The sequence below is a fragment of the Lederbergia citri genome (genome assembly GCF_018343625.1).
Classification (GTDB): domain Bacteria; phylum Bacillota; class Bacilli; order Bacillales; family Bacillaceae_C; genus Lederbergia; species Lederbergia citri.
The window spans coordinates 582,493-609,025 of the sequence record NZ_JAGYPG010000003.1; the positions used below are offsets into that span (position 1 = coordinate 582,493).

The window sequence follows — 26,533 nt, forward strand, 5'->3', positions numbered from 1 at the left end:
GTTGATTAATCGGTTGAAATTCCTTTTCGCTCCATTTCGCCCCATGTCTTTTTCTTTTTAAATGCAGAGAACATTCCTTCTATTTTTGCACCTAGTAAAAGGGGACGATACCAGAAGCTTTCTGTAAGTGCCCAAACATATAATTTCAATAAATGGGAGATTTTTGGATATTTATGAAAAGTCCATTCTTCCAAAAGAACAGACAAGACTGAAATAAGAGATCCATAGATAATGGTAACCCCAAACATAAACAGGGCAATTTTCGTATCAATAAAAGAAAAAAGCAAACCGAAAATAATGATCAAATAGCCAAGAGCTTCTATTAATCCACTACATAATTCAACAATAAGAAAGTAGGGTAAAGAAATCATTCCAATTCCTTTATATTTAGGGTTAAAGATCATTTTTCTATGAATGAACAATGTCTCGGCTAAACCTCTTTGCCAGCGTAGACGTTGGCGATGAAGGACGCTAAATGTGGACGGAGCTTCTGTCCAGCAAACTGGATCAGGTATATACTCAATACGTTCCTTCGACTTTTCTTCCTGTAACAGCCGATGAATTCTGACGACAAGCTCCATATCTTCACCGAGAGTACGAGTATTATATCCGCCAGCTCTTATCACGCGGTCTTTATTAAAAATGCCAAAAGCACCGGATATGATGAGGAGAATATTAAGGCGGCTTAATCCAATGCGGCCAATTAAGAAACCACGGAAATATTCGATAATTTGCATGATGACAATAGGTTGTTTGGGTAGGTTAATTTCTTCAACTTTACTTTTTGATATTTTGCAACCATTGGCGATGCGAATACTTCCACCCGCTACAATGACCGACCCATTTGACTCTACTATGGGCTTCATCGTTTTTATTAATGAGTCAGATTCTAGTATGGAATCCCCATCAATCGCACAAAAATATGGATATTTAGAAACATTTATCCCTGCATTTAATGCATCCGCTTTTCCGCCATTTCGTTTTCTAACAAGTATAACATCATCAAAAATAGTGGATTGATAGACAGCCAGAATTTCCTTTGTTTCAAGATGTGTTCGAATCGCAGGATAAATCCTTTTCATTTGAAAGGTGTCAATCATGGCTTCTGCTGTTCGATCAGAAGAACCGTCATCAACAACGATGACTTCAAAATCGGGATAGTTCAACGATAATAATGAACGTACTGTACTTGTTACTCCCAGTTCTTCATTATAAGCAGGTACAATGATGGAAACTGGATAGGTTCTTTGTTTGTCTTTAAGCTCATTCGTATAAAGATCCTTATTTAAATCTTTCTCTTTTTCTACTTTTTTGATTGCAATGAGAAACAATAATATATAACTAAATCCCACGGACATCATATAAATCGTTACTAATATAGTCAAAAAATAAATTACTTTTTCCATTAGTCTATTTGGTTCCTCCCATCCAGTGTTGACATCCATTGCTTAGCCATATCCCTTGCATAACGATCTGGATGTTGTTCGGCAATAAACTGAAGTAACAGTTCCCCGTCTTGCAACAGACTAATAGCTTGACCGGCGTAATAACGCACCCACCAAACTTGATCACCTATTAATTGATTTAACATAGGCTTAAAACGATTGAGTTTACATTTTGCACATATTTTCACCGCCAGCATACGCTCCTGCCATATTGGTGAAGAAAGAAAAGGAGCAATTTCACTCGGATCTACCAATTGGTGCATCTCTTCAAAGGCCTGCAATACTCTTAATCTCGTTTCTCCATCTTTGCTTAATAAATGCTGGCGCACAAATGGGAATGCGTTTTGGTAATGATGGCTACTTATTACCTGTATGAGAGCACGGAGGATACGTTCATCATGTGAATTTGAAATTATTTTAATGATTGAATCGATATGCATTACTTCATAACGAATCAAAATATCAAATAATACTCTTTCAGGGATTCCGTCTTTTTTCACTAAAAAATCGATTAATCCTAATTCCTGCAGTGAAGCAACAGTCTTCATCGTTTGAATTATTTCTTCGTCCATCTTGTTCGTGTTGTTTATTTTTTCTAATAGCGGGTGGATAAATGCTTCTAGTTTAAAAATCTCAATTAACGATAAAGTGTTCATTCTTGTAGACCATTTTCGACTTCGCAATGCTCTTCTATATTTTTCGGTAAATAATAAGGCTGCCAAATGCTTGATACGAATAATGTCGTCATTTCTATTAACATTTCGTAAATAACTGATAAGGATTTTCTCAATGATGGCTAAATCATCATTCCGCTTCACCATTTCTTCGATATCATGCTCTGAACTTGCCATTACATATTCAAGATAAATAGGCATGAGAGTTTCATATTTTTTATTTGCATACAGCTGATACCTATTATTCTTGTACTTTCTAATTATTAAGTAACAGATGATGAGCAGTTGAGCAGCTGCAATAATCAACATGATATAGAAGAGAACCGTTGTATTCATTTACAACAGCATCCTTTGAACGAGGCGCCCTAATCTTGCGACAACCTCTGGAATATTAAAAGGCTTCAGCATATAATCGTCTGCTCCTTTTTCTAGTGCTTGTATAATGTTTTTCTCACCTGACCGTGCCGATAACATGGAAATAACAATGTTTTGGTCAGGATAATCATTTCTAATTTTAGTTAATATTTCAATCCCATCCATTTTCGGCATAATTCCATCCAATAAAATAATATATTTGTCATTTTCGTCATACCAGTGTGAGTTTAAAAATTGTGTTCCATCTTCAAAAGAGTGAACAATCACAGCTATATTACGGTCGAATACGACAGAGGTAAGGCTCTTTTCTAGAATCGTTCTCACCATATAATCATCGTCTACTATAATAAAGTGTAATTTTTTGATTATCGAAGATTTATAATGCTGAGAATAAATGGTGGCTTTATTACGACCATTTGCTTTACTTTCCCTTAAGGCTTTATTCGCTTCGTCCAAAATGTCGTCTTTTTCACTGTTTTTTTCATTTGCATCAACAATGCCTGAAGAGAAAGTAGCAGAAAATGTATCGTTCCCGTATTCAAACTTCTTTTCGTTAAAGGTCGTCGAAATACGATTAATCAATAACATTGCTTTTTCTGCATTCGTATCAGGCATGTAAAGTAAAAATTGATCTCCGGCAATTCGAAATAGTAAGTCTGATTCTCGCTTTGACTGGATTATCGTAGTAGCTAATGTTTTTAATATTTCATCACCAAATAGATGACCATACTGTTGATTAATTTGTTTAAATTGATCAACATCAAGGATACAAATGGAGAAGATACGTTGGTTTCGAATGAATGATTTCAAAGCTTGTTCCAAAGTGCCCATCAAATGGTTTCGATTATAAACACCTGTCAATTCATCAATAATGACAGCTTGTTGTATTTCCTGCTGTGTATTCATTCGATTGAGAATAAATGGGATGAATAACTCATTATGAATGGGCTTTGAAATAAAATCAGTCGCTCCGATAGAATAGGCCATGATTCGGTTTTCAAGAGTATTTTCTTTACTTACGATGACAATTGGCGTAAAAGATTTTCTAGCTACAGAAACCATTTTTTTTAAGATGGAAGTTTCATGAGTTTGCTGGATATTGAAATCCAGCATGACAAAGTTTGGCATTAAAGTATAAAATAGCTCAAGCCCTCTATCAATATTCAAGGCGATCATCACGTGAAATCCTTGAGTTTCGATCTCGTCCTTAATCAATGTAATAAAGTCCACATCTTCATCAATAAGCAAAATGGTTTTATCTATCATTTTATCATCGGTTTTCTTGTTTACCTCATCAGCGATAACAATCTTTGGAGCTGAGGATTCATCTATTGCGATTTGAAATAATTCTTCCATGAAACTTATCCATTTTTCTGTTTCCCACTCATCTAAGCTAGATTCTGATACGTGTTTTAACTTTTCACTAGCGATATTGGAGATCTGTTCCAAACCAATCGTTCCAGCGGTCCCTTTTATAGTATGGAGAAATAAGTAGATTTCTTTTTCTGTAATTTCATCTCTACTCATCCATTGCTGGAATGTATTGCGAATTCGCTCTTTCATAAGAGAGTAGTATTTATCAAAATGTAGCATATTTACTATCTACTCCTAGCGTTTTTTATATTATGATTAATATCATAATGTTCTTTGTTTTTAATTTCTTTCACTTATTATCTAGGAAATTTTAGGAAAACCCTAGCGATTTGTTTCAGTTGTATAAAGTTAGGTAAAAGGATTTAGGTCGTTAGAAGGGATTGTAAGATTATTTTAAGATAATGAAAGGAAAGAGAAATTATGGAAAATGTAAAAGTTCTCCTGAGAAATCTTAAAGTATTGAAAGGTTCATTAGACGATTTTAATACAAACGATGTACCTGAAACTCCACACGAGTTATTTCTAGAATGGCTGCACATAGCAATTCGTAATGAGGTTCCAGAACCTCACGCTATGACAATTTCTACTGTTGATAGCGAAGGTAATCCAGATGCTCGGGTCTTAATTTTAAAAAATATTGATGAAAATGGATGGTATTTTGCCACTAGTGCTGAAAGTAGTAAAGGAAAACAAATATCCGAAGTAGCAAAGGTTGCCTTAACCTTTTATTGGCCAGCACTCGGAAAACAGGTTCGTATACGAGGCACCGCCATCGACATGGGAAGGGAAAGGAGTGCTACAGATTTTTTAGAAAGAAGTGAAGTTGCACGTGCTGGTGCGTTAATTGGAAAACAAAGCAATTCTCTTTTGAATCGCGAAATATTAGATCAGGCATTAATAGAAAAACTTGAGGACGTGAAAGAAACCCCGGATTTGATCTATTCGCAATGGAAACTTTATTGTGTGCAAGCAAATCAAGTTGAATTTTGGCAAGGGAACGTAGATCGTAAACATATTAGATTAAAATACCGACTTCATGAAAATCAATGGGTACCTGAACTCTTATGGCCGTAAATGTGGAAACTTGAAACCAAGGAGAATTAAATGAAAATCAAATATTCAAACCAGATCCCCAACGTTGAAGAATTATACAGGTTATACGATTTTGATGGCTGGAATGATTTCTTGAAGCTTCCGAAAGGAGATTTACACCGAGCGATAATTCAAAGTTGGTTAGTCATATAGGCTTATGATGAAGATCGATTAATAGGCACCGGGCGCGTTATATCGGATGGAGTTATTAATGCTATATATGCGGTTTGATCGTTCATCCGGATTATCGTCGTAAAGGAACAGGGAACGAAATCATGCGAAAGTTAGTTGAGGAATACCAAAAAGCAAATATACATATTGAATTGTTTAGCGAACATAATAATGCTTCCTACTATGAAAATATTGGGTTTAAAGAATTTGCAATCGGCATGAAATATAATAAGTAGCCTCATTATCGAAATTTTAAATGGAGGGATATCTATGCAAACATTGTTCCATTACAATTGGCAGGTCAGGGAAGATTCGTATCGTTTGTGTGAAGAGATTGCTGAAGAGGAACTGCTTCTTAAAAGAACTGGTGGAGTAGGAGGAATATTGGAAACGCTTTTCCATATTGTTGATGTAGAGTGGAGCTGGATTAGAGTACTTCAAGGAAAATCGGATTTTCAGGAGAATTTTGAAGAATTTAATAGCTTAAAAAGGGTAAGGGAGCTTGATGCAAAATTTAAACCTGAAGTGGAAGAGTTTGTACTAAATTGGGATGAGAGTATGGAGAATAACTTGCTTCACGATACATTGCCAGACGGACGAATTGTTACAGATACGTGGGGCGAAGTTATGAGACATGTGATCGCTCATGAAATTCACCATATTGGTCAATTGTCCATTTGGGCTAGGGAATTAGGTATAAAACCTGTATCCGCCAATTTGATAGGGCGAGGTCTTGCACCTATACCTCAAAAAAAATAAAGATATCAATTCAAAGGGCCTGCTAAGCGCCCTTTTTTTAATTGTAAATATTTTTGTTAAAAGTTTCACGTTCATAAATTTGACATCAACTGAGATATACCAAGGGGAGGAGCCTTTTTTAGGATGTACTTTCCTTATTCAGAGGAAAAGTTTCTATTGCCACATCGTCTTTAGAGGTGTATATTCATTTGTGAAGTATATAACTTACATATGTAAAGACAGGGGTATGGATGATGGTAAAGTTAACAAAATCTCACTCTACTATTTCAAGAAATAAACTACTTGGGATTGCTGGTCTTGGTTGGGCATTCGATGCAATGGACGTAGGAATCTTATCATTTGTCATTGCAGCACTTGCGATAGATTGGAATTTGACACCTAGCGAAATGGGTTGGATTGGCAGTATAAATTCAATCGGTATGGTGGTTGGTGCGTTAGTATTTGGAAGCATCGCTGACAAGATTGGACGAAAAAATGTCTTCATGCTAACGTTGATCATCTTTTCATTAGCAAGTGGATTGTCTGCCTTTACAACAACATTGGTAGCATTTATGATTTTGCGTTTCTTCGTCGGTGCCGGACTTGGAGGAGAACTTCCAGTTGCATCAACTTTAGTTTCTGAAAGTGTTGAAGCGAAGGAGCGCGGACGTGTTGTTGTTCTTTTAGAAAGTTTTTGGGCCGTTGGATGGTTAGTGGCAGCATTAATATCCTATTTTGTCATCCCTGAATATGGCTGGAGAGTAGCACTTATTTTAACAGCTTTGCCGGCATTTTATGCTATTTACTTGCGTTTGAAGCTGCCAGACTCACCGCAGTTTTCAGCTAAAAAAGAATTGACGCAATCGATTGGGCAAAACATGCGTAATGTCTGGTCCAAAAAATATGCAAAAGCTACCATTATGTTGTGGGTTGTTTGGTTTATGGTTGTATTTTCATACTATGGCATGTTCTTATGGCTTCCGAGTGTGATGGTGATGAAAGGCTTCAGTCTAATCAAAAGTTTCGAATATGTCCTTATTATGACAATCGCACAGCTTCCTGGTTATTTTTCTGCCGCCTGGATTATTGAAAAGGTAGGGAGAAAATTCGTGCTTGCTACGTATTTACTCGGAACTGCTCTTAGTGCATTAATATTTGGAAATGCTGATACCACAGTGGTACTTCTCATCTCAGGGATATTCTTATCATTTTTTAACTTAGGAGCTTGGGGAGCACTTTACGCATATACACCCGAGCAATATCCGACCATCATCCGCGCGACGGGAACAGGAATGGCTGCAGCGGCCGGTCGAGTAGGTGGGGTGTTGGGACCGTTATTAGTAGGTTCTCTTGTTGCAGCAAAAATTGATATTGGCATTGTTTTCGGGATTTTCTGCATCGCTATAGTTATTGGCGTACTTGCAGTCATATTTTTAGGTAAAGAAACAAAACAAATCGAATTGGAATGAGTTACATGAAAGAGGTTGTTCTTTAAGTTTTTGAAACTTATAGAACAACCCCATTTTAATTACTGAAATATTGGAGCTACATACGGCATTGTTTTTGCTAATATCCAAACTAAGAAAAGTACCACTGGAGCGTGGAAAATCAATTGCAACATAGAATATCCAGCGAGATCTTTAGCTTTAACGCCTAAGACACCTAGTAAAGGTAACATAAAGAACGGATTAACCATGTTAGGAAGTGCTTCAGAGGCATTGTATACTTGTACAATCCAGGCCATGCTAACATTTAATTCTTTTGCAGCTTCGAGTAAGTATGGTGCTTCCACGATCCACTTTCCACCGCCTGAAGGAAGGAAAAGCCCTAGTATAGCTGAATAGACTCCCGAGACGAGTGGAAATGTATTTTCAGTTGAAATGGAAAGAAAGAATTTCACCAATATATCATTCAGTCCGGAGTTCATTAAGATTCCGAAAATCCCTGCATATAGAGGAAATTGAATGAGAACACCCCCAATAGCTGGCACTGAATTAGAGACTGAGTTTAAGAAATTTCTAGGTGTCCAATGTAATAGTAATCCAATCATTAATAGCATAAAATTATAATTATTAAGATTAAGTGCGGCGATTGCTCCTGTTTTAGAAATCACATTTATTATATAAATTAATCCGATAGCAACTAATAAGAGATTTAAGATTGGGCTATATTCTAACCATTCTCCTGGCCTTTGAGCTTTCTTCCTTTCCTCGAGAGATCCAATTCTCCCATAATCAATCCCAGCCATTTCAGCTGTTTTCGCTTTGTCTTTATTCGGGGCAGATACATAAGCAATCCATACAGATAAGGCGATAAGAACAACGATCATGACCAAGTTTTGCCAAGTAAAAATGGTTTGTGACATTGAGATTGTACCACTAATTTCGTATAATTCGGCAGGAATGGAAGCTTTCGTTGCCATTAACAAAGCTGCTGAAGAGGAAAGTCCTAATGCCCAAACACTACCAAGTCCAAGGAATCCTGCCGCCCCCAATGCTCGGTAGTCGACCCCTTTTACCCGGCTACTAATTTCCTTAATTAGGATACCACTAAACACTAAGCTAAAGCCCCAGCTTAAGAGAGATGTAAACATGGAAAAAAAAGCTACAAATGCTACTGCACTTTTTCCTGTTTTAGGAATTTCAGCAAGCTTTATAATTAGTTTATGAACTGGTTTAGAGGAAGCTACTACATAACCTGTAATAATGATAAAGGCCATTTGCATTGTAAAAGGAATCAGATCCCAATAGTGAGTTCCAAAGTCGACCCCAATTTCGACAGGTGTCCTTCCCATTAATAAGGCAATAATTGCAATCAAAACAACTGCAACCGCAGCAAATATATAGGCATCTGGGAACCACTTTTCACTCCAATTTGCTAGTGAAAAACCCATGCGGGCTAAAAGACCCTCTTGCTTTTCATTTACTGACAGTCTTTTTTGCTCTTCATGTACTTTTTTTACCTCCATATAACACACGCCTTCCATTCAAATATGGTTTTATTTTTCGAATAAACTAGATAATATTTTTCATAGTATGATTTCAATAAGTTAAAAGGCTTGAAGTTTGTACATTGATGGGTAGGCGCTTGCGCTTTTGTTCTTATTTCTTTACTTCAATCATAATCGCATCACCTTGTCCGCTGCCTGAGCAAATTGCGGCAATACCGACACCACCTCCACGCCGGCGTAATTCATAGGCAAGTGTAAGAATAATGCGTGCACCGCTTGCCCCAATCGGATGTCCGAATGCAACGGCACCACCATTTACATTCACTTTTTCTGGATCGATATTGGCTATTTTATTGCTAGCAAGGGCAACAGCCGCAAATGCTTCGTTAATTTCAAACAAATCGATATCTTCGACGGATTTACCCGTTTTCTTTAAAAGTTCATTTATTACAAGACCCGGTGTTTGGGGGAAATTCTCTGCTTCCACTGCTACTTCAGCATGAGAGATAATTGTTGCGAGTACGCTTTTTCCTTCTTTTTCTGCATGTTTATCACTCATCAACACGAGAGCCGCCGCTCCGTCATTTACTCCAGGAGCATTTCCAGCTGTAATGGTGCCTTCTTCGCCGAATGCAGGACGTAATTTCGCAAGTACATCCTTTGTTGTGTCTTTACGCGGGGCTTCATCTGTGTCAACCACGATTGGCTCGCCTTTTCGCTGTGGTACTTCTACTGCGACAATTTCTTCCGATATCGTTCCGTTTTCAATAGCAGTAAGGGCCCGCTCGTGGCTGCGCACTGCCCATAAGTCCTGTTCTTCGCGCGTAAGGTCAAGCTCTGCCGCTGTCCTATTTCCGTAGGTGCCCATGTGAACACCAGTAAAGCTGCATGATAAACCATCGTGAATCATTAAATCAACCATTGGTGTATCACCCATTCGCAAACCCCATCTTGCTTTAAACATTGCATAAGGTGCATTCGACATCGATTCCATTCCGCCTGCTAAAATGATCTCTTCGTCACCGGCACGAATAATTTGATCCGCTAATGTAACACTTCGAAGGCCGGAAGCACATACTTTATTAACTGTTTCCGTTTTAATATTCCACGGAATACCTGCTTTTCGTGCTGCTTGACGTGATGGAATTTGCCCTTGGCCCGCTTGAAGTACATTTCCAAAAATGACTTCATCTAAATCTTCAGGACTTACTTCTGCACGTTGCATCGCTTCTTTCATTGCGATTCCACCTAGCTCTGCTGCTGTTAAAGAAGAGAGGGCACCGCCAAATTTTCCAAATGGAGTACGGGCACCTTCAACAATGACTGTTTTGACCATTTATTTCACCTCCTCGAGTTCAGGTAAAACTGTAAAGCTTGCTTCTGTTTTCTCTTTTACTTCATCGACCGTTACACCTTCTGCCACCTCCATTAGTACCATGCCGTTTTCAGTGAAATCGAATACAGCCAAATCCGTAATTAAACGGTGTACAACTCCTGTACCAGTGAGTGGCAAGGAACATTCTTTTTTTATTTTTGGTTCACCGTATTTATTTACATGTTCCATCACGACAACGACACGTTTGGCTCCATTTACAAGGTCCATTGCGCCGCCCATTCCTTTGACCATTTTTCCTGGAATCATCCAGTTTGCTAGATCCCCATTTTCTGAGACTTCCATGCCACCAAGTATGGCTAGGTCGATATGTCCACCGCGAATCATAGCAAAAGACTCGGCACTATCAAAAAATGAGGAGCCCGGAACCGTCGTAATTGTTTCTTTACCAGCATTAATTAAATCTGGATCTTCTTCGCCTTCCACCGGATAGGGACCGATACCAAGTAAGCCGTTTTCTGATTGCAATAAGACGTTAAAATCAGCTGGTATTTCGTTGGCCACAAGTGTCGGCATCCCAATGCCCAAATTCACATTCATACCATCTTTAATTTCTTGTACCGCTCGTTTCACAATTGTTAAACGCGTATCCCTCATCATCATCCGCTCCTTCATATGTCTTGGGAAAGCAGTCATTTATTTTTCGTATTTCTGAGAAGTTCATTTTAATTTTCTCGTCAAAGTCTTTGTAGACTTAACGGAGATATCAATACATTCGTGTCTTTTTTTTACGCCTTGGTCACTGTCCTGCGTTCAATTCGTTTTTGATAATCTGTTCCCACGATTAGGCGTTGTACATAAATGCCTGGTGTATGGATTTCATCCGGATTCAGTTCGCCTGGCTCGACAATTTCCTCAACTTCTGCAATCGTGATTTTGCCTGCCATTGCCGCAAGGGGGTTAAAGTTGCGAGATGTTTTTCGGTATATTAGGTTTCCGAGAGTATCAGCTTTCCATGCTTTTACTAGGGCAAAATCCCCAACGATTCCTTCTTCAAGTAAATATGTTTTTCCGTTAAATACCTTTGTTTCTTTTCCTTCTGCAATTGGCGTCCCGACACCAGTTGCGGTATAAAAACCAGGGATTCCTGCTCCTCCAGCTCTCATACGCTCAGCAAGAGTTCCTTGTGGAGTCAGCTCTACTTCAAGTTCGCCGCTTAAATATTGATGTTCAAAAATTTTATTTTCACCAACATACGAGGCAATCATCTTTTTAATCTGTTTATTTGCTAACAGAAGGCCGAGCCCCCAATCATCTATACCGCAATTATTACTGTAAACTGTAAGGTCTTTTGTCCCTTGTTGACGAAGTGCTTCAATCGTCTTCTCAGGTATGCCGCATAAACCAAATCCGCCAACAATAAGTGTTGCACCGTTTTGAATATCTGAAATCGCTTCCAAAGCAGTATTCATCACTTTGCTCACATCATTACCTCCTCATGCTGTTTATCATGTAAGAGTTTACATTTTGTTTGAATATATGTAAAATTCATAATTGGAATGCATTTTATTCTAAATTAGAATAATAGGGAGATTTTTTACATGGAGCTCCGTGATATAAAGTCTTTTATTGAAGTAGCAAATCACCGAAGTTTCACGAAAGCAGCGGAGAATACATATATATCACAGCCTTCGTTAAGCAAGGCAGTGAAAAAGTTGGAACAAGAATTACAAGTTGAACTTTTTGATCGTTCATCACGGGATCTTCAATTGACTGATGCTGGAAAAATAGTATACAAACAAGGGCAACTAGCCTTTTCATCCTTGAATGAAATGCATAATTTGTTGAAGGAGTTAGTTGATGTAGCAGTGGGAGAAATAAAATTTGGAATACCACCGCTCATTGGAACACTTTTTCTTCCGCATATTGCTAGTACTTTCAAAGAGAAATATCCGAATGTGAGACTTGAACTTGTAGAACTGGGAGCAAAATTGATCGAGCAGCTTGTTGAAGAAGGAAAGATTGACCTTGGATTAATTGTTCTGCCAGTTGACGAATCTATTTTTAATATTTACCCTTTTTTCAGTGATGAATTTGTATTGTGTATTCATCGTGAACACCCGCTTGCCATAAGAGAATCTGTTGCGTTACATGAATTAAAAGACGAACAATTTATTATTTTTTCAAAAAATTTCACCTTACATAATTTTATTATTAATGCATGTAAAGCAGCGGGATTTAACCCGTCCATTTCTTATAAGAGTTCACAGTGGGATCTAATTTTAGAGCTGGTCGCTTCCAAACTTGGAATAACCTTATTACCCAAAATCCTTTTTGAAAGGCAAGGTAACCCAACTATCAAAACGATTCCGTTAGAATCACCTACTCTTCTATGGAATTTAGGCTTAGTAACAAAAAAAGGAGCCTATCATTCGTTTGCTTTGAGAAAGTTTCTGGGACTTTTTTCTACTGGTAGGAGTTAGTAAGCTTTGAAAAATAGCATTTAATTTTTTGAGGGAACGGTAAAAATTCCTACATGAAAACCTGAATATTGTACCCACTCCAAACACCCAGCGCATAGGATAATACAATCCATGCACAAAAGGGGTGAAAGCGGAGTGGGCTTATTTATTAATAATAGTGAACATCCAGAGGTTTTTAAAAATAATAAAAAGATCCAAGCGCCGAATCAAAAGATTTTTAAGGCAGACTACTTGTCAGACTTGATTATACAACAGAGAGAAGCAAATGAGGCATTAACTCATTCCTTCCTCGATTTAAAAATTTTATATGAACAACAAGGAAAGACAAATACAGATCAGTGGACTGAAATCGGAAACCAACTGGATGAACTGCGAGATATTCACTTAAAACACGAAAAATTCGAAGGTGATGTAATTGAATGGCTTTCGAAACTGAATGATAAAAGTGCTAAAGAGAAAGAAGATGAATTTGCTTTAAAGCAAGAATGGCTGAAACAGATGAGGAAATTAATAGAAATGAATGGCGAAATCCTCAATCGTTTGAAAAAATCAGAATCGGCCAATGAACAACTTACGTTAAAGATGAAAGAGCAGATGGAATTACAAAAACATATGAAGGACGAACTTTCGGAACAAAAGGAGATTCAGGGGCAAGTATCTAGCAGACTAGAAAATCAAGAGGCATTAACGGAAAAAATGTTAAGAGAAATAAATCATCTTCGCTCAGTTTTATTTGAACGTGCCAGCTATTTAGCTGAAAGAATTGAAAATGGATTCAAGCTGACGTCTGCGTATGTATACAGGTTAATGCATGGAAATGACCAATCATTAACTATGTTGATGGATCCCGAAAAGAAAGACTTCAAAAAACAAGAAAGGTGATGCCCCTATCGGCATCACCTTTTTAGCTGTATACTTTTTCTGTATTATTTTGCGATGTCTTTATTGGATAGAGGCAAAGAAATCACTTTTCCACCAATTTGGACATGAATATTATCTTTGAAAATAGCTTTCACAATTCCTTTTAAGGAGATGGATGAATTAACAGTTATCGTTTGCTTATCCAGATTTTCTGCAGTCATACCATTTCACGCCTTCCTTTTTATCTTTGTGAGAGTGATAAACAAAAATCTTATATAAAGTTTATTAAATAATTTTTAATTATTATAGCATGAAACTTAGCTCAAGTATTATTATTTGCTTAAAAAATTCATTTAAAAATTTGGAAAAACTTAATGCCTATGTAGCAAAAGTATAGACAATGGTTAAAATAAACATACATGGAAGATTAAATAAAGTTTCACGGAAAAAAATATTGTCGCATATGTAAAGTACAACATCATATTTAATGTTTATGATTTCTTTTCTAGGGTATACAGCAGTAAAAACGATGTTAAGGAAGGATATGAAAGTAATTTTAATGAAAAGTATTTATAACATGGCCAGAGGTTACTCAATCAAGGTATATACTCTTATACACTACAAATAGTCGTTTGTAATGATTTCAAAATCCCCGTACCATTATTTATAGGCTGCTGTTCAACTACTCTAGACATCAAACCATTTTCTTCAGATTGCTCCTACCTTAAAGCTGTAATGTTTATTCTTAATAATTGCCTGCTTACATGTTCAACAAAAAATATGAGAAAAAGAGAGGTTTATTTGTCATGCGTAAATTTTATATTTTATTGTTTACTAGTATGCTATTTTTGCTTGCTGCATGTAGCAGTGGAGCAAGTAAAGATAGCATTAAAGTAATAAAATTTGCCGATGCGGGATGGGATAGCATTCGTGTCCACAACAGCATCGCGCAGCTTATTATAGAGGATGGATATGGATACGACACGGATGTAACGGTCGGTACAACTGCAGCAACAGTTCAGGCGCTGGAGCAAGGCGATATCAATGTTTATATGGAATTATGGACTGACAACATTAAGGAAGTATATGATAAAGCAATTGAAAAAGGGAGTATCATTAAAGCTTCAACGAATTTTGATGATAACGCCCAAGGTTTGTACGTCCCAACGTATGTGATTGAGGGGGATGCAGAGCGGGGAATTGAGCCAATTGCTCCTGATTTAAAAACAGTAGAAGACTTAGCAAAATATCCAGAGATTTTTAAAGATCCTGAAGATCCGAGTAAGGGACGGATTGTTGGTGCTCCTTCGAGCTGGGTAGTAAGTGAACATTTGGAAACAAAAATAAAAACATATGGATTAGATGAAACATATAATTACTTGGCTCCGGGCTCGGATTCGGCTATTGTTGCGTCACTTGCAGGGGCATATAAAAAAGGTGAACCTTGGGTTGGATATTACTGGTCGCCTACATGGGTGACAGCAGGATATGACTTAACACTATTGGAAGATAATCCATATGATGGAGCAGTATGGGAGGAAAATAAAGGAACAGAGTTTCCTCCGAATGATGTGGTCGTTGCGGTTCATAAAGATTTCCCAACGCAGGCAAAGGAAGTTTATGAGTTTTTACAAAACTATAAAACAAGCAATGAACTGACAGAAGATGCACTCAATTATATGGAAGAAAATGATGCAGAGGCTGACGAAGCTGCAAAGTGGTGGATGAATGAACATGAAGATGTTTGGACTAAATGGGTTCCTGAAGATGTAGCCGATAAAGTAAAAAAAGCTTTAAAGTAAGAGATTCGTAAGTTTTGAGGAAAGAACTGCATAGGAATGCAGTTCTCCTCTTTTTTAAAGGCATATTTTTAAATTTAATAGAAGGGTGTTGGATTGGCTGCTCCATTGCAGCCTGTGATTATGGGTGAATTTCCTGATATTCGTATACCAATTGGTCAAGGTGTAGAAACGTTTATTGATTTTTTAGCAGATAATTTCAAAGCATTTTTTGATTTTATTTTTGTTATCGCATCCACATCGATTAAAGGACTAGAAACAGCTTTACTTGTAATTCCATGGTGGGTTTTTATTATCATTATCTTTCTACTTGGATGGTATTTTACGAATTTATATGGCGGGTTATTATTTTCATTTTTCATTTTTTTAGTTGGATCTTTCAATCTATGGCCGGAAATGATGACGACTGTCGCGATCATATTAATCTCCGTCCTGCTTTCTTTAATAATCGGAATCCCACTTGGAATTTTAATGGCGTTTAATAAAGTGTTATCGGCGGCAATGCGACCTATACTGGATGCAATGCAGACAATGCCAAGCTTTGTATATCTAATTCCTGTAATCTTCTTTTTCCCACTTGGAAACGTTCCGGCTGTGATTGCAACAGTAATTTATGCACTCCCACCTGTTAGTCGTTTAACGGAACTTGGAATACGAAATGTTAATAAGGAAGTTGTTGAATCGGCACAGTCATTCGGATCTTCAACGATGCAAATGTTAGTCAAAGTTCAGCTTCCCCAAGCACTGCCGACGATGATGGCAGGTATTAACCAAACGACAATGATGGCACTTGCCATGGCTGTGGTTGGTTCAATGGTTGGGGCGCAAGGACTTGGTGAACGCGTTTTATATGCGATAAATCGTACTGATATCACCTTAGGTTTTGAAGCAGGAATCAGCATCGTCTTCTTAGCGATCATTATAGATCGAATAACAGGTGGAATTGCTGAACGTCTTCAGAAGCATAGGAGGGAAGACAAATGACTGTTAAAATGAAACTTGAAAATGTATCAAAAATATTTGGAAAAAGACCAAAAAAGATAATTCCATTAATAGAAAAGGGCAAATCTAAAAGTGAGATTTTAGAAAAAACAGGGCATACCGTAGGCGTTTACAATGCATCCATGGAAATTATGGAAGGAGAAACCTTTGTAATTATGGGACTTTCTGGAAGTGGGAAATCTACATTGATCCGATGCTTGAATATGTTGAATCGACCTACGGCAGGTGCCATTTATGTGGATGGAGAAAATATCGTTGAATATAATGCACAGCAGTTAAAAAACTATCGACAAAATAAAATTGCAATGGTGTTCCAGCATTTTGGCCTTTTCAGTCACCGTACAGTGCTCGGAAATATTGAATATGGATTGGAAGTGCGAGGTTTAGAGAAAGAAAAGCGCAGGGAAATTGCACAAAAACATTTAGAAGTTGTTGGGTTGAAAGGTTATGAGGATAAGTATCCCGATGAACTTTCTGGCGGAATGCAGCAACGAGTCGGCATTGCAAGGGCACTTGCGAATGACCCTGATATTTTATTAATGGATGAGCCATTCAGCGCGCTGGACCCATTAATACGCAGAGAAATGCAGCTAGAGCTTCTTGATATTCAAAATAGGCTGAAGAAAACGATCATTTTTATTACACATGATGTAAATGAGGCGTTTAAAATTGGTGATCGCGTCGCAGTCATGAAAGATGGGTTCGTCGAACAAATCGGAACTCCGGAAGAGATTTTAGAGCAGCCTGCTAACGAATATATTTCTGAATTTATAAAAGACATCGATCGCTCTAAAATTCTTCAAGCTGAACACATTATGGTGAAGCCATTCGGATTAGTTTCGTTAAAAGATGGATTGAACGTAGCGGTTAAGGTGATGCGAGAAAATGGAATTTCCAGTGCCTTTGTCGTCGATCGAGAGCGTAAGCTGCAAGGACTCGTGACAATTGATGGTGCGATTGAAGGATTAAAACAAAAGAAAACATTACAAGAAGTTTTGGACTTGGACGTCAACACAGTAGAACCTGCTGAGTATGTGCAAGATATTATTCCAAAAGCACTCGAATCCAAATATCCAATTGTTGTCGTCGATGAAGAAAGACATATAAAAGGGATTATTTTAAGAGTGCATGTGTTGGCAAGTTTGATTAGCGAGAACGGTAATGGTGATGAGAATGGGGCGGAAGATGAAGAAACCGTAAGTGTATAGAAGAATGCAGGGGACGGGCACGAGACTCTAACGAGTCAATTGTGCCCGTTTTTTCTTTTTTATCGATGGATTGGTAACGAAGAGGAAAGTATCGTTACCTCTTCGTCGATCTTTTCAAAGGAACGGTCACGATGAACGCTTCAATGTGCCCTTTTTGTCGTTTTATTCGAAAGTAAGGTCACGATGAACACGTTTATTTAAATATCCCAAACTCTTTTATCCCTGTTGACAGTCTATCAATAGTCTTTTTAATATTTGTTCTGCTGTCCGGCATTAAGGGAATATTCGATTTCCGGGCAATCGTTTCTACGACCTCATCAATTGACATGGTGTCTGTATATAGGTGTTCCTGAAAAAGATCCTTCGATAAACTTTCGAGTCGTTCTGCCATTTGTTTGTGTGCCCATGAATTTTTTCCTTCAAGTCTTTTCTTAAGTCTTTTTTCAATTGTTTCCTTCGAAGCGGATAAAGTAAAATGCCTTATTTCAATTCCATCTAATCTTAAACGTCCAACGATTTGGTTGAAATAAACCTCATTCGTAAGCGTCATCGGTACAATAATGACTCCTGAATATTGTTCGGCGATTTGTTTTAACAGCTTATAGTTTGCTTCACGCCACAACGGATAATCTTGAAAATCACCTTTTGCTATCTCCCTAGGAACATTTCTCATCAAAACATAGCCAAATCTCTCAGGATCATATACATGTGAGTTCTTTATTCTACGTTGCAATTCATATGCAGTAGTTGACTTTCCCGAACCAAAAGTTCCGTTAATCCATATAATCAAAAACGCCACTCCTTTTGCCAGGGACCGCGATTGTACCGGTCCCTGGCAATCATTCAATTTTGCTATAGTAATCTTTTTCGAGTATTTTCGTTGAGTAGTAGAATTTTGCTTCGACGATAGAAGAAATATATTTAATATAATCTTCGTCAGCTTGTTCTCCGTTATTAGCTGCAAATGTCCGAGTAGTGGCATTATACATTCCCTTGTCCGTTATAAAACTTTTATTTGAAAATAGAACAAGGGGGTCAGAATCAGAAAAAATATCCCTTCCCATAAGTAACCTTGAATCATAATCAAGTCCAAGCAAATTAGAAAGTGTAGGTAAAATATCTAAACTAGAAGCTGGTTTTGAAATAACTTCCGGTTTCATTCCTTTTGTATAAAGAATAAATGAATTTTTATAAAGCTCAAAGTTTCTTTCAACAGGATGACCTGCCAGTTCATTAATCGTTTTATCATTAAGGCCATATGGATAGTGATCAGCACTTAGAGCTATCAAAGTTCGATCTGCAATTCCTGCCTTTTCCAATTCAACTAACAAAAATTCTAAGGCACGATCCAGTTCAAGCTGCGCTGCAATATAGGCCTTAGCTTGCTCAGAGTAAGGTAAGCTCTCAACATATTTTTTATTTTTCCAAGCAATATAATTACCAGTAAATGAATATTGCATATGTCCACTTACAGACATGTAATACGTATGGAATGGCTTGTCGTTAATGTATTCCGGCACAGTTTTCTCCATCATTTCCAAGTCAGATTCTGGCCATGTTTCTTTCACATTAAGCCCATTTCCTAATCCCTTATAATCATATCCTAAATTAGGATGAGAAATATTTCTTCCATAATACGTATACGTATGATTATGGTAAGCCCTCGTTGGATAGTTCAATTTTTTAAATTGATTGCCAAGGACAAACGGTAGACTATTTTTACCGGATTCTTGAAAACTCCAAACTCCACTTTTCGGAATCAAGCCTTGAAGGGCGACGTACTCTCCATCCGATGTGCTTACTCCCCATATTGGAGTATAGAAATTAGTAAATTGGTATCCTTCATTTGCCATTTTATATAAAGTTGGAGTTACATTCTCATCAATGGCAAAGGGCGAAAAACTTTCCGCTGTAATGAGAATGAGGTTATATCCTTTATATTTGCCAGTTAAATCATTTTTTGCAGTCGGTTGAACGCTTTCAAAATACTTGTGCAAATCTTTTATGACTGGATCCTTTTCTTCCGATATGAGTTTGGCAAAATCTATATCCATTGTATTGTATTCTACTATTTTTTCATCTTCTTTCTCATCTTTTTGATCCTTCCTGTTCTTTTTAGTAGGAGGGATAGTAGGCTCACCTATAACTGGCGCCTTTACATCAGGAGACCAATGAGTTACAAGCCGTTGAAAATCGAGCCGCATTGTAGTAAGCAATCCAAGGTGTTCGACGGAAAGAAGTGGAGAACTGTTTTTGTAATACAAATCATAGGCTGAGTTTTGCTCTTTTCCACTTGCATATACTGAAATAATTCCTGTGGAATAACACATTAAAAATAAACAGAGCAATACACACCGTTTAATCCAACTGACCTTATTTAAAGAAAACATTTTTTTGCCAAAAGCAACAAACATTAAGATAGGAAAAAATAATAATAGAAATAAGAGTAAATGTTCAAATAAATAATGGGAAATGTCCTTCCAAAATTCAAAAATTTGAGCTCCTTTTCCTAATGAATAAATACTGTAAAAAGTTTTAAAAAACTGGAAATAAATAAGTTGAGAAATATATAGTACAACGACAATAGCAAAAAGAAGACTGGTAAGTATCAATCTTGCTGTATCTTGAACGAAACTGCATATTAAATAAATGATCAAGGAGTAAGCAGTTAGAAAATAAAAGGAAATCACTAAGTCTGTATAGGAAAAATTATTGATTGTCGTCAAGCGAAAAATAACATCGATGAAACAGACTGACAGTAACAAATAAATTAGAAGTAAGTCTTCTTCCAGTATTGCTTTCATCCATTCACCTCCATGGTTCATCTTATTGTGTTAGACGATTTTTTGAATGAGTCGTTACAATATGAAAAAAAATATGTGGTATTTATATATTTATGATTAAAGAGGTAAGTGTATGAAGGCTTGTCATAGTCTTATATTTTAATACGTTTCCTAAAAGGTTAGTGGAAAAGTGGGGTAGACGTTGAACCGCTTTTTGATCATAGCTGCTGTGGATTACATTTTATTTTTAAAGGTTTAGATGGAAACAAGTTTAATGGGGGAAGGTCCGAATAACCCAAAAGGTCGATTCTGTTTGAATGAGGGATATTATTTACTCAAACTTCGCAGAGTGGAATCTTGCCGGGAAGACCTCACGAAATGCGATAAATTATTTGGCGTCTTGGCGATATGGGATAATTTAGCAGGACGTTTTTTCATACAGAGTTTTGGGTTCAAATGTTATCTTTGTGGACAGGACATACTGCTGCTGATTGCGTACCAGCAGGAGGAATCGCAGGATGTGCCGAAAGTGATATTGAATAACATCAGTAAAGAACCAGGGGTTAAAATCCCCCTGGATTTCATTCAGGTAATTCCAATTCAACAGATTCCCCGGACTTCTTCCGGGAAGATCAATTACGCTAGCTTTGGGTTTTAGTTAGATCAAAAATCATTGTTCAAGTGAGGTGGAATGAAATCCATGAATGCAAATCAAAATCAGAGAATTCTCTATGCGTTTTTCGAGAATGAAGTTCAATTACCGATTCTGGATATTACTCATCCTCTTTTCAACGCATGTATTGATGAACAGGCGTATCATTTGAGCTGTCTCAAGTCAGCCCGGAGCATTGAATCATTAAAGAAGATGCCTAGCTTTATCAGGAACATCTTTGTGAAAATGTCTAATGTTGACAATTCCTATCTTAGCGGCATGCGTACGTTGCTGTACAAACTTGGCCCCGAATTAAGCCGGGGCATAAAATTAGGTTTCCGAGACAAGTGGGCGGTGAAGCAAACCTCTTTCATGGGACTTCGGATAAGGTTGAGGGATCATTGCCGGCGACAGTCGGAAATTTTGCTACCACAGCTCAAGCAATTTCCTGAACGGAACCTTTGTTTCTTCAATATTGCTGGGGGGGCCGCTACCGACAGTATCAACACCCTGATTCTAATTCAGGAATCGGACCCGGAATTACTCAAGGGACGGAAGATTGAGATCGACATTTTAGATATCGATACCTCCGGCCCCAATTTCGCAAAACGATGCATCAATGTTTTGAAACAGCCTGGGGAACGCTTCCATGGCCTGGACATTACCCTCAATAGTATTCATTATGACTGGAGCCAACCGAAGGCATTAGAAAAGATGAGTTTGGAACGTTCTGGCTGGATACAGCTTTGTTTATCGGAGGGCGGTCTTTTTGAGTACGGTTCGGATTCAGACATCATTGAAAATTTGAACCATTTTTATACCAACTCCCCGGCTGATGCTCGGGTCACGGGTTCATTAATTTTCGACCGGGCGCATGTAAATCCGGGATACCTGGGATTTACAGAGTTTATTGGCGTGCAAATCCGATATCTTGGGATGGAGGGGTTGCAGAGAATTTTAACCCAAACCTCATGGGTTTTGGAAGAATCTCATGAAATTGATACGATATATATTCTGTTTTCATTGAAGAAAGGGTGACTTAAGCCAACGGTTTAGACAATCACATGCTAATCCAAGATGTTTGAAGCTCTAATTCGCTGAATACCATTTTTAATTCGTTTGGTAGTCTATTCTCGGCAAATCGACTATTCCAAAAAATGAGGTGTTTAAGTATTTATAAAGCTTTTTGTCAAGGAACATAATGAAATCTAGATAAAATTAACATGATTCAACCACTGAACCAAATTATTTAGGTGCGAAGTTTGAGTTTTTTAATAAAGGGGAGCCGTTCAGTAAACTAAATAGAGACTAAAGAATTTAAGATGACCTAGTCAATTTATCCAAATATTTTTAGGCGACTCCCGCGTAGAGACGCCTAAAAATATTTGGATAGATATTAATGTCTAAGCTTCCATCAGTTAATTTCCTAATTCAAGGCATTTCGTCTTCTTTAATACGATTTTTAAAGGCTTCATGGGTGGCGATGTTTTCCATTTGTTCAGTTTGACGAGTATGTTCTTTCTCTTCGCTAAAACTATTTTTTGGAAAGTTACCCGGATGTCCCTTTTCTTTATGGTTAAACCCTTTGCCACGACTCATTTTTTTCGCTCCTTTCTATTTTCTACATTAGTTTGTACGATTGCAAGGAATTTATTAGAAAAGACAACAAAAAACCGCCTCTCAGTGATTGAGAGACGGTCTTTACAACAAAGAAAACTGTTACGACCCTATAGAGGAATGCAACGAATATTGCAGATGATTATTTAAAAGTTGAAGGGCTAGATTTTTATTTTTATCTTTAATCGCATCAACAATTAATTGATGCTCTGTAACCGTTTTATTTCGATTCTCTTCATCCATAACACGGGACACGCCTGAAAAATATTGTACGATGACATCGGTTAATTGTGAAAAAAGTACGTTGTTCGTTGCTTTAATTAACTCTTTATGAAATTCAATATCTAGTTCTTTGAATTCATCAGAGTCTGTTGTTTGGGTCATTTTATCGATGATGGTTTCCAATCCTGTCAAATGCTCTATATCGGAACTAATAATTATTTGTTCAACCGCTGTTTTTTCAAGCAATTTTCTTAGTTCAAAAAGCTCTTCAATCCGAGCATTATTCATTTTCCAGAAAAAAAGCAAGTGATTCAATATGACACTTGTATCATCCGTATTTACGAAAGCACCTTCTCCGTGGCGGATCACAATAATTCCAGTTGATTCCAGCGCACGTAATGCTTCTCTTACAATGACCCTGCTGACATTTAACATCGCAGCGAGATCACGTTCAGAGGGTAGTTTATCGCCTGTTTTCAATTGATGATCGATAATATATTGTCTTAAATTATCACTAACAATCTTACTTAATGTATATCTTTCTTTATCTTCAATCGGTTTCATGTAAATCACAGCCTTAATATGTTTTAATCTTCTTCCCAATCATTAAGTAAATCATATAAATGACATAGATGTTCCTCCATAGCTTGCTTTGCTTTTTCTGCATCTTTATTGAGAATACAATCAATGACTGACTGATGTTCCTTATAAGAGGCGACATACTGTTCTAAATCCACAATTTCTTCCAGATGATTCATATTAAAATATTCCGAGATTATGGAGGAAACTTGTATATATGTTTCATTACCAGTCGCTTTCATTAATGAACGATGGAAATTTAAGTCTTCTGTTTTTGGTTTTTCACCTTTTTTCGCTTTTTCTAATAGAGCTTCATTCCAATAGGACATTTGCTTGATTTTATCTAAATCATAATGATTAATTGCAAGATTGATTGCACCAAGTTCTAATATTATTCTCGTATCAATGACTTCTTTAAATTTGACTTTATCGATCGTTAGGAAAGGGGATATATTTCGGAAGATGCTTTGAATCTTAATTTCCTTTACAAATATGCCCAGCCCCTGTTTAATTTCAATTATACCTTGTGATTGCAAGGTCTTTAATGCTTCCCGTACAATGGTTCTGCTTACCCCAAGCATTTCTATTATTTCTTTTTCGGTAGGCAAGCGATCACCTGGCTGGCATTTGTTTTCAGAAATATATGATTTGATTCTTGCACTTACAACTTCTGATAATGTCTGTTTACGTTGTACTAACAATTTCGTTCGCCCCTGTCTAATTCAAATGGAATTAGGGAATTCTTATTATCTATTATAACGATTGTGCAACAAGTATAACTACCAAAATATTATTTTATTAGAGAAGTGGAAGCACGCGTGCCCATCTACGAACTTGCCCGTGGAATGTTTATCCATTGGCAAGACATAAGGACGTGGTGATGGTAGTCGCCATCCCTCTTTCAGCCTCTGGGTCCGGTAAGACGAATCGATGCTGAAATACCATAGGGAAGAGGTAAAGAGATTACTTGACTATTGCTAGATTGAGAAAGTCAATTTTCAAATCTATGCGTATTAATAAATTTATAAGTACCTATCTTTTTAAAAAAAAATGATTGACATTTATTGTGGAAGCGATTAATTTTATATTACAAGCTTCAAGTGGTCAGACCATATGATGAACTTCAAGTTAATCTTACACGTTGGAAAAATTTTAATCAACTGGTAGATTTCGGTGGATATAAAATATATTCTTTGTAACTGGTAGGACCATAGTATGATAACTATTGATACATACTATAACACAATAAATAGAAATGGGTTGAATTTATGACGGCATGGGATTTGGACAAGTATAAAGGTGTTTTTGTAGCTATGTATTCTGCTTACAATGAGGCAGGAGAGGTTAGCCCTGATCGGGTAAAGAAGCTAGCTAGATATTATGTAAATTCCGGAGTTAAAGGATTATACGTCGGTGGTAGCTCTGGTGAAGGTATTTTACAGAATGTAGAGGAAAGAAAAGCAGTTTTGAAAGCGGTTATGGAAGAAGTTGGACAAGAACTGACAATCATTGTGCACATCGGTGCTAACTCTACTAAAGAAAGCAAAGAATTAGCCATTCATGCGGAAGCTTTAGGTGCTCATGCCGTATCAGCAGTACCTGCAATTTATTATCGCTTATCTGAGAAAGCGGTTGAAAGACATTGGCAAGAAATGATTGATAGTTCATCACTACCTTTCATTATTTACAATATTCCTCAAACAACAGGCTTCAACTTAACTCAATCATTATTTAAGAAAATGGTAGCGCTAGATAAAGTAGTTGGAATTAAAATGTCTGGTGAGAGTGTGTTTGAACTTCAGCAGTTTAAAGCAAATAGTGGAAAAGAGTTTTTAGTATATAACGGCCCAGATGAACAATATTTAGGTGGACGAATCATGGGAGCAGACGGAGGAATTGGTGGTACATATGGGGTCATGCCTGAATTGTTCTGTCAATTGGAAACGTTCTACCAAAATGGGGCGATTGAAAAAGCTCAAGATCTGCAAAATAAAATTAACGCTATCATTACTAAATTGCTAAGCTTCCCTTCCTTATATGGAGCTACTAAAGCAATTTTAAGTTTAAGAGGTATTGAAACAGGTTCGCCTCGATTACCTCTATTGCCAGTACAAGAAAATGATTGGGAAGCATTGAGAGAGCTTAATCAAGAGATTGAGAGTTTAATACAGATTTACGCTTAATGTTCTGATTTTTATGTAAAGGAGGAGAATAAATGAAAGCGAATACCAACATTACACAAAAAACAGTGGAAATAAAAAGCCCCAAAAAATCTACGTGGGAACAAATGAAAAGAATGAAATTGCTTTATCTTATGCTTTTATTTCCAGCAATCATGTTATTTATATTCAACTACCTCCCAATGTATGGAGTCATTATTGCCTTCAAGAATTTTTCTCCCGGTCTTGGTATTTGGGATAGCCCTTGGAATGATTTTGAACACTTTAAAAGATTATTTACGGACTTCATGTTTTTACGGGCATTAAAAAATACGTTAATCATTAGTATTCTGAAGATCGTCATCGCATTTCCGGCACCTATTATATTTGCCATTTTGCTTAATGAAATCCGTAATCAAAAGTTCTTAAAAGTAACTCAATCGATTTCCTACTTACCACATTTCATGTCTTGGGTTATATTGTCGGCCATGATTATAGAAGTGTTTTCACCGCAAAGAGGAATTATCAACTTTATCATTACGGCATTCGGTGGAGATCCCGTAAACTTCTTGGCTAGTAAAGTATTTTTTATCCCAGTCCTTTTACTAACTGATATTTGGAAGGAAATTGGGTATGGAGCAATCATTTATTTGGCAACGATTGCATCGATTGATCCAGCATTATATGAAGCCGCGGAAATGGACGGAGCAGGCAGATTTAAAAAAATGATTCATATTACACTTCCTTCGATTATGCCAATGGTCATTATCCTATTCATCCTTCGACTTGGTGGAATCTTGAATGCAGGCTTTGACCAAATCTTGAACTTATACAATCCACTTGTTTATGAAGTCGCAGATATTATCGATACGTATGTATATCGAAGCGGTTTAGAACAATTCCAGTTTGATTATGCAACCGCAGTCGGTTTGTTTAAAAACGTAATCGGCATCATCTTCATTCTGGGAGCTAATGCTATTATTCGTCGGAAAAGTGAACATGGAATTTGGTAGAAA

At 37.1% G+C, this 26,533-nt stretch carries 25 protein-coding genes; 12 read left to right on the forward strand and 13 right to left on the reverse strand.

The window, feature by feature from the left end; all coding sequences use genetic code 11:
* Nucleotides 1–5: 5 nt before the first annotated feature.
* From KHA97_RS18925 to KHA97_RS18935, 3 genes are read right to left on the reverse strand one after another with little or no spacing between them, the layout of a single operon-like run.
* Nucleotides 6–1,406 (reverse strand): glycosyltransferase family 2 protein, encoded by a 1,401-nt coding sequence (locus KHA97_RS18925; RefSeq protein ID WP_233713629.1) that lies wholly within the window; start codon nucleotides 1,404–1,406, stop codon nucleotides 6–8.
* Entirely contained in the window at nucleotides 1,406–2,455 is a 1,050-nt protein-coding gene (locus KHA97_RS18930) for a HEAT repeat domain-containing protein (protein ID WP_213126313.1), read from the reverse strand. The genes KHA97_RS18925 and KHA97_RS18930 overlap by 1 nt, the downstream gene beginning before the upstream one ends.
* Nucleotides 2,456–4,087, reverse strand: coding sequence for a diguanylate cyclase (locus tag KHA97_RS18935; protein ID WP_213126314.1), 1,632 nt, complete (start codon nucleotides 4,085–4,087; stop codon nucleotides 2,456–2,458).
* A 201-nt stretch (nucleotides 4,088–4,288) separates the two neighbouring features.
* On the opposite strand from KHA97_RS18935, the gene KHA97_RS18940 reads away from it, so the two are divergent.
* From KHA97_RS18940 to KHA97_RS18955, 4 genes are all read left to right on the forward strand, one after another.
* Nucleotides 4,289–4,942 (forward strand): pyridoxine/pyridoxamine 5'-phosphate oxidase, encoded by a 654-nt coding sequence (locus KHA97_RS18940; RefSeq protein WP_213126315.1) that lies wholly within the window; start codon nucleotides 4,289–4,291, stop codon nucleotides 4,940–4,942.
* Between the two features lie 245 nt (nucleotides 4,943–5,187).
* The gene (locus KHA97_RS24530; protein WP_325167501.1) at nucleotides 5,188–5,367 is read left to right on the forward strand and encodes a GNAT family N-acetyltransferase; all 180 of its coding nucleotides are present in this window, start codon (nucleotides 5,188–5,190) and stop codon (nucleotides 5,365–5,367) included.
* 34 nt (nucleotides 5,368–5,401) lie between these two features.
* Complete coding sequence (locus tag KHA97_RS18950) at nucleotides 5,402–5,890, forward strand: DinB family protein (RefSeq protein WP_213126316.1); 489 nt, start codon at nucleotides 5,402–5,404, stop codon at nucleotides 5,888–5,890.
* A 233-nt stretch (nucleotides 5,891–6,123) separates the two neighbouring features.
* Entirely contained in the window at nucleotides 6,124–7,338 is a 1,215-nt protein-coding gene (locus KHA97_RS18955) for an MFS transporter (protein WP_213126317.1), read from the forward strand.
* Nucleotides 7,339–7,397: 59 nt separating this feature from the next.
* On the opposite strand, the gene KHA97_RS18960 is transcribed toward KHA97_RS18955, so the two are convergent.
* The 4 genes from KHA97_RS18960 to KHA97_RS18975 all read right to left on the reverse strand — a co-directional run bounded on the left by KHA97_RS18960 (nucleotide 7,398) and on the right by KHA97_RS18975 (nucleotide 11,624).
* Nucleotides 7,398–8,837 (reverse strand): short-chain fatty acid transporter, encoded by a 1,440-nt coding sequence (locus KHA97_RS18960; RefSeq protein WP_213126318.1) that lies wholly within the window; start codon nucleotides 8,835–8,837, stop codon nucleotides 7,398–7,400.
* Between the two features lie 133 nt (nucleotides 8,838–8,970).
* Complete coding sequence (locus KHA97_RS18965) at nucleotides 8,971–10,155, reverse strand: acetyl-CoA C-acetyltransferase (protein ID WP_213126319.1); 1,185 nt, start codon at nucleotides 10,153–10,155, stop codon at nucleotides 8,971–8,973.
* Nucleotides 10,156–10,809 carry a CoA transferase subunit B gene (locus KHA97_RS18970; protein WP_213126484.1) on the reverse strand — a complete coding sequence of 218 codons (654 nt, stop codon included), beginning with the start codon at nucleotides 10,807–10,809 and terminating at the stop codon, nucleotides 10,156–10,158.
* Nucleotides 10,810–10,940: 131 nt separating this feature from the next.
* Entirely contained in the window at nucleotides 10,941–11,624 is a 684-nt protein-coding gene (locus KHA97_RS18975; protein WP_233713670.1) for a CoA transferase subunit A, read from the reverse strand.
* A gap of 129 nt (nucleotides 11,625–11,753) precedes the next feature.
* Between KHA97_RS18975 and KHA97_RS18980 the strand changes: the two genes are divergently transcribed.
* Nucleotides 11,754–12,635, forward strand: coding sequence for a LysR family transcriptional regulator (locus KHA97_RS18980; RefSeq protein ID WP_213126321.1), 882 nt, complete (start codon nucleotides 11,754–11,756; stop codon nucleotides 12,633–12,635).
* A gap of 135 nt (nucleotides 12,636–12,770) precedes the next feature.
* Nucleotides 12,771–13,517, forward strand: a complete 747-nt coding sequence (locus KHA97_RS18985) for a hypothetical protein (RefSeq protein ID WP_213126322.1) — start codon at nucleotides 12,771–12,773, stop codon at nucleotides 13,515–13,517.
* Nucleotides 13,518–13,561: 44 nt separating this feature from the next.
* Here the strand turns inward: KHA97_RS18985 and KHA97_RS18990 are convergent, their stop codons facing one another.
* The gene (locus KHA97_RS18990) at nucleotides 13,562–13,717 is read right to left on the reverse strand and encodes a hypothetical protein (protein ID WP_213126323.1); all 156 of its coding nucleotides are present in this window, start codon (nucleotides 13,715–13,717) and stop codon (nucleotides 13,562–13,564) included.
* Nucleotides 13,718–14,302: 585 nt separating this feature from the next.
* Between KHA97_RS18990 and KHA97_RS18995 the strand changes: the two genes are divergently transcribed.
* From KHA97_RS18995 to KHA97_RS19005, 3 genes are all read left to right on the forward strand, one after another.
* Nucleotides 14,303–15,298, forward strand: a complete 996-nt coding sequence (locus tag KHA97_RS18995; protein WP_213126324.1) for an ABC transporter substrate-binding protein — start codon at nucleotides 14,303–14,305, stop codon at nucleotides 15,296–15,298.
* Nucleotides 15,299–15,391: 93 nt separating this feature from the next.
* Nucleotides 15,392–16,279, forward strand: coding sequence for an ABC transporter permease (locus tag KHA97_RS19000; RefSeq protein WP_325167502.1), 888 nt, complete (start codon nucleotides 15,392–15,394; stop codon nucleotides 16,277–16,279).
* Nucleotides 16,276–17,505 carry a quaternary amine ABC transporter ATP-binding protein gene (locus tag KHA97_RS19005; RefSeq protein ID WP_213126325.1) on the forward strand — a complete coding sequence of 410 codons (1,230 nt, stop codon included), beginning with the start codon at nucleotides 16,276–16,278 and terminating at the stop codon, nucleotides 17,503–17,505. Before KHA97_RS19000 ends, KHA97_RS19005 begins: the two co-directional genes overlap by 4 nt.
* Before the next feature lie 193 nt (nucleotides 17,506–17,698).
* Here KHA97_RS19005 and KHA97_RS19010 read toward each other — a convergent pair whose 3' ends face one another.
* Both KHA97_RS19010 and KHA97_RS19015 read right to left on the reverse strand, forming a co-directional pair.
* The gene (locus tag KHA97_RS19010) at nucleotides 17,699–18,295 is read right to left on the reverse strand and encodes an AAA family ATPase (RefSeq protein ID WP_213126326.1); all 597 of its coding nucleotides are present in this window, start codon (nucleotides 18,293–18,295) and stop codon (nucleotides 17,699–17,701) included.
* A 49-nt stretch (nucleotides 18,296–18,344) separates the two neighbouring features.
* The gene (locus KHA97_RS19015) at nucleotides 18,345–20,309 is read right to left on the reverse strand and encodes an LTA synthase family protein (protein ID WP_213126327.1); all 1,965 of its coding nucleotides are present in this window, start codon (nucleotides 20,307–20,309) and stop codon (nucleotides 18,345–18,347) included.
* Between the two features lie 679 nt (nucleotides 20,310–20,988).
* Here KHA97_RS19015 and KHA97_RS19020 point away from each other — a divergent pair.
* Nucleotides 20,989–21,978: a hypothetical protein gene (locus tag KHA97_RS19020; RefSeq protein WP_213126328.1), complete on the forward strand. Its 990-nt coding sequence runs from the start codon at nucleotides 20,989–20,991 to the stop codon at nucleotides 21,976–21,978.
* Between the two features lie 393 nt (nucleotides 21,979–22,371).
* On the opposite strand, the gene KHA97_RS19025 is transcribed toward KHA97_RS19020, so the two are convergent.
* The 3 genes from KHA97_RS19025 to KHA97_RS19035 all read right to left on the reverse strand — a co-directional run bounded on the left by KHA97_RS19025 (nucleotide 22,372) and on the right by KHA97_RS19035 (nucleotide 24,059).
* The gene (locus KHA97_RS19025; protein ID WP_213126329.1) at nucleotides 22,372–22,539 is read right to left on the reverse strand and encodes a hypothetical protein; all 168 of its coding nucleotides are present in this window, start codon (nucleotides 22,537–22,539) and stop codon (nucleotides 22,372–22,374) included.
* A 120-nt stretch (nucleotides 22,540–22,659) separates the two neighbouring features.
* The gene (locus KHA97_RS19030) at nucleotides 22,660–23,343 is read right to left on the reverse strand and encodes a FadR/GntR family transcriptional regulator (protein ID WP_213126330.1); all 684 of its coding nucleotides are present in this window, start codon (nucleotides 23,341–23,343) and stop codon (nucleotides 22,660–22,662) included.
* A gap of 23 nt (nucleotides 23,344–23,366) precedes the next feature.
* Complete coding sequence (locus tag KHA97_RS19035; RefSeq protein WP_213126331.1) at nucleotides 23,367–24,059, reverse strand: FadR/GntR family transcriptional regulator; 693 nt, start codon at nucleotides 24,057–24,059, stop codon at nucleotides 23,367–23,369.
* A 567-nt stretch (nucleotides 24,060–24,626) separates the two neighbouring features.
* Here KHA97_RS19035 and KHA97_RS19040 point away from each other — a divergent pair.
* The gene (locus KHA97_RS19040; protein ID WP_213126332.1) at nucleotides 24,627–25,541 is read left to right on the forward strand and encodes a dihydrodipicolinate synthase family protein; all 915 of its coding nucleotides are present in this window, start codon (nucleotides 24,627–24,629) and stop codon (nucleotides 25,539–25,541) included.
* 32 nt (nucleotides 25,542–25,573) lie between these two features.
* Nucleotides 25,574–26,530, forward strand: a complete 957-nt coding sequence (locus KHA97_RS19045; protein ID WP_233713630.1) for an ABC transporter permease — start codon at nucleotides 25,574–25,576, stop codon at nucleotides 26,528–26,530.
* Nucleotides 26,531–26,533: the final 3 nt, after the last annotated feature.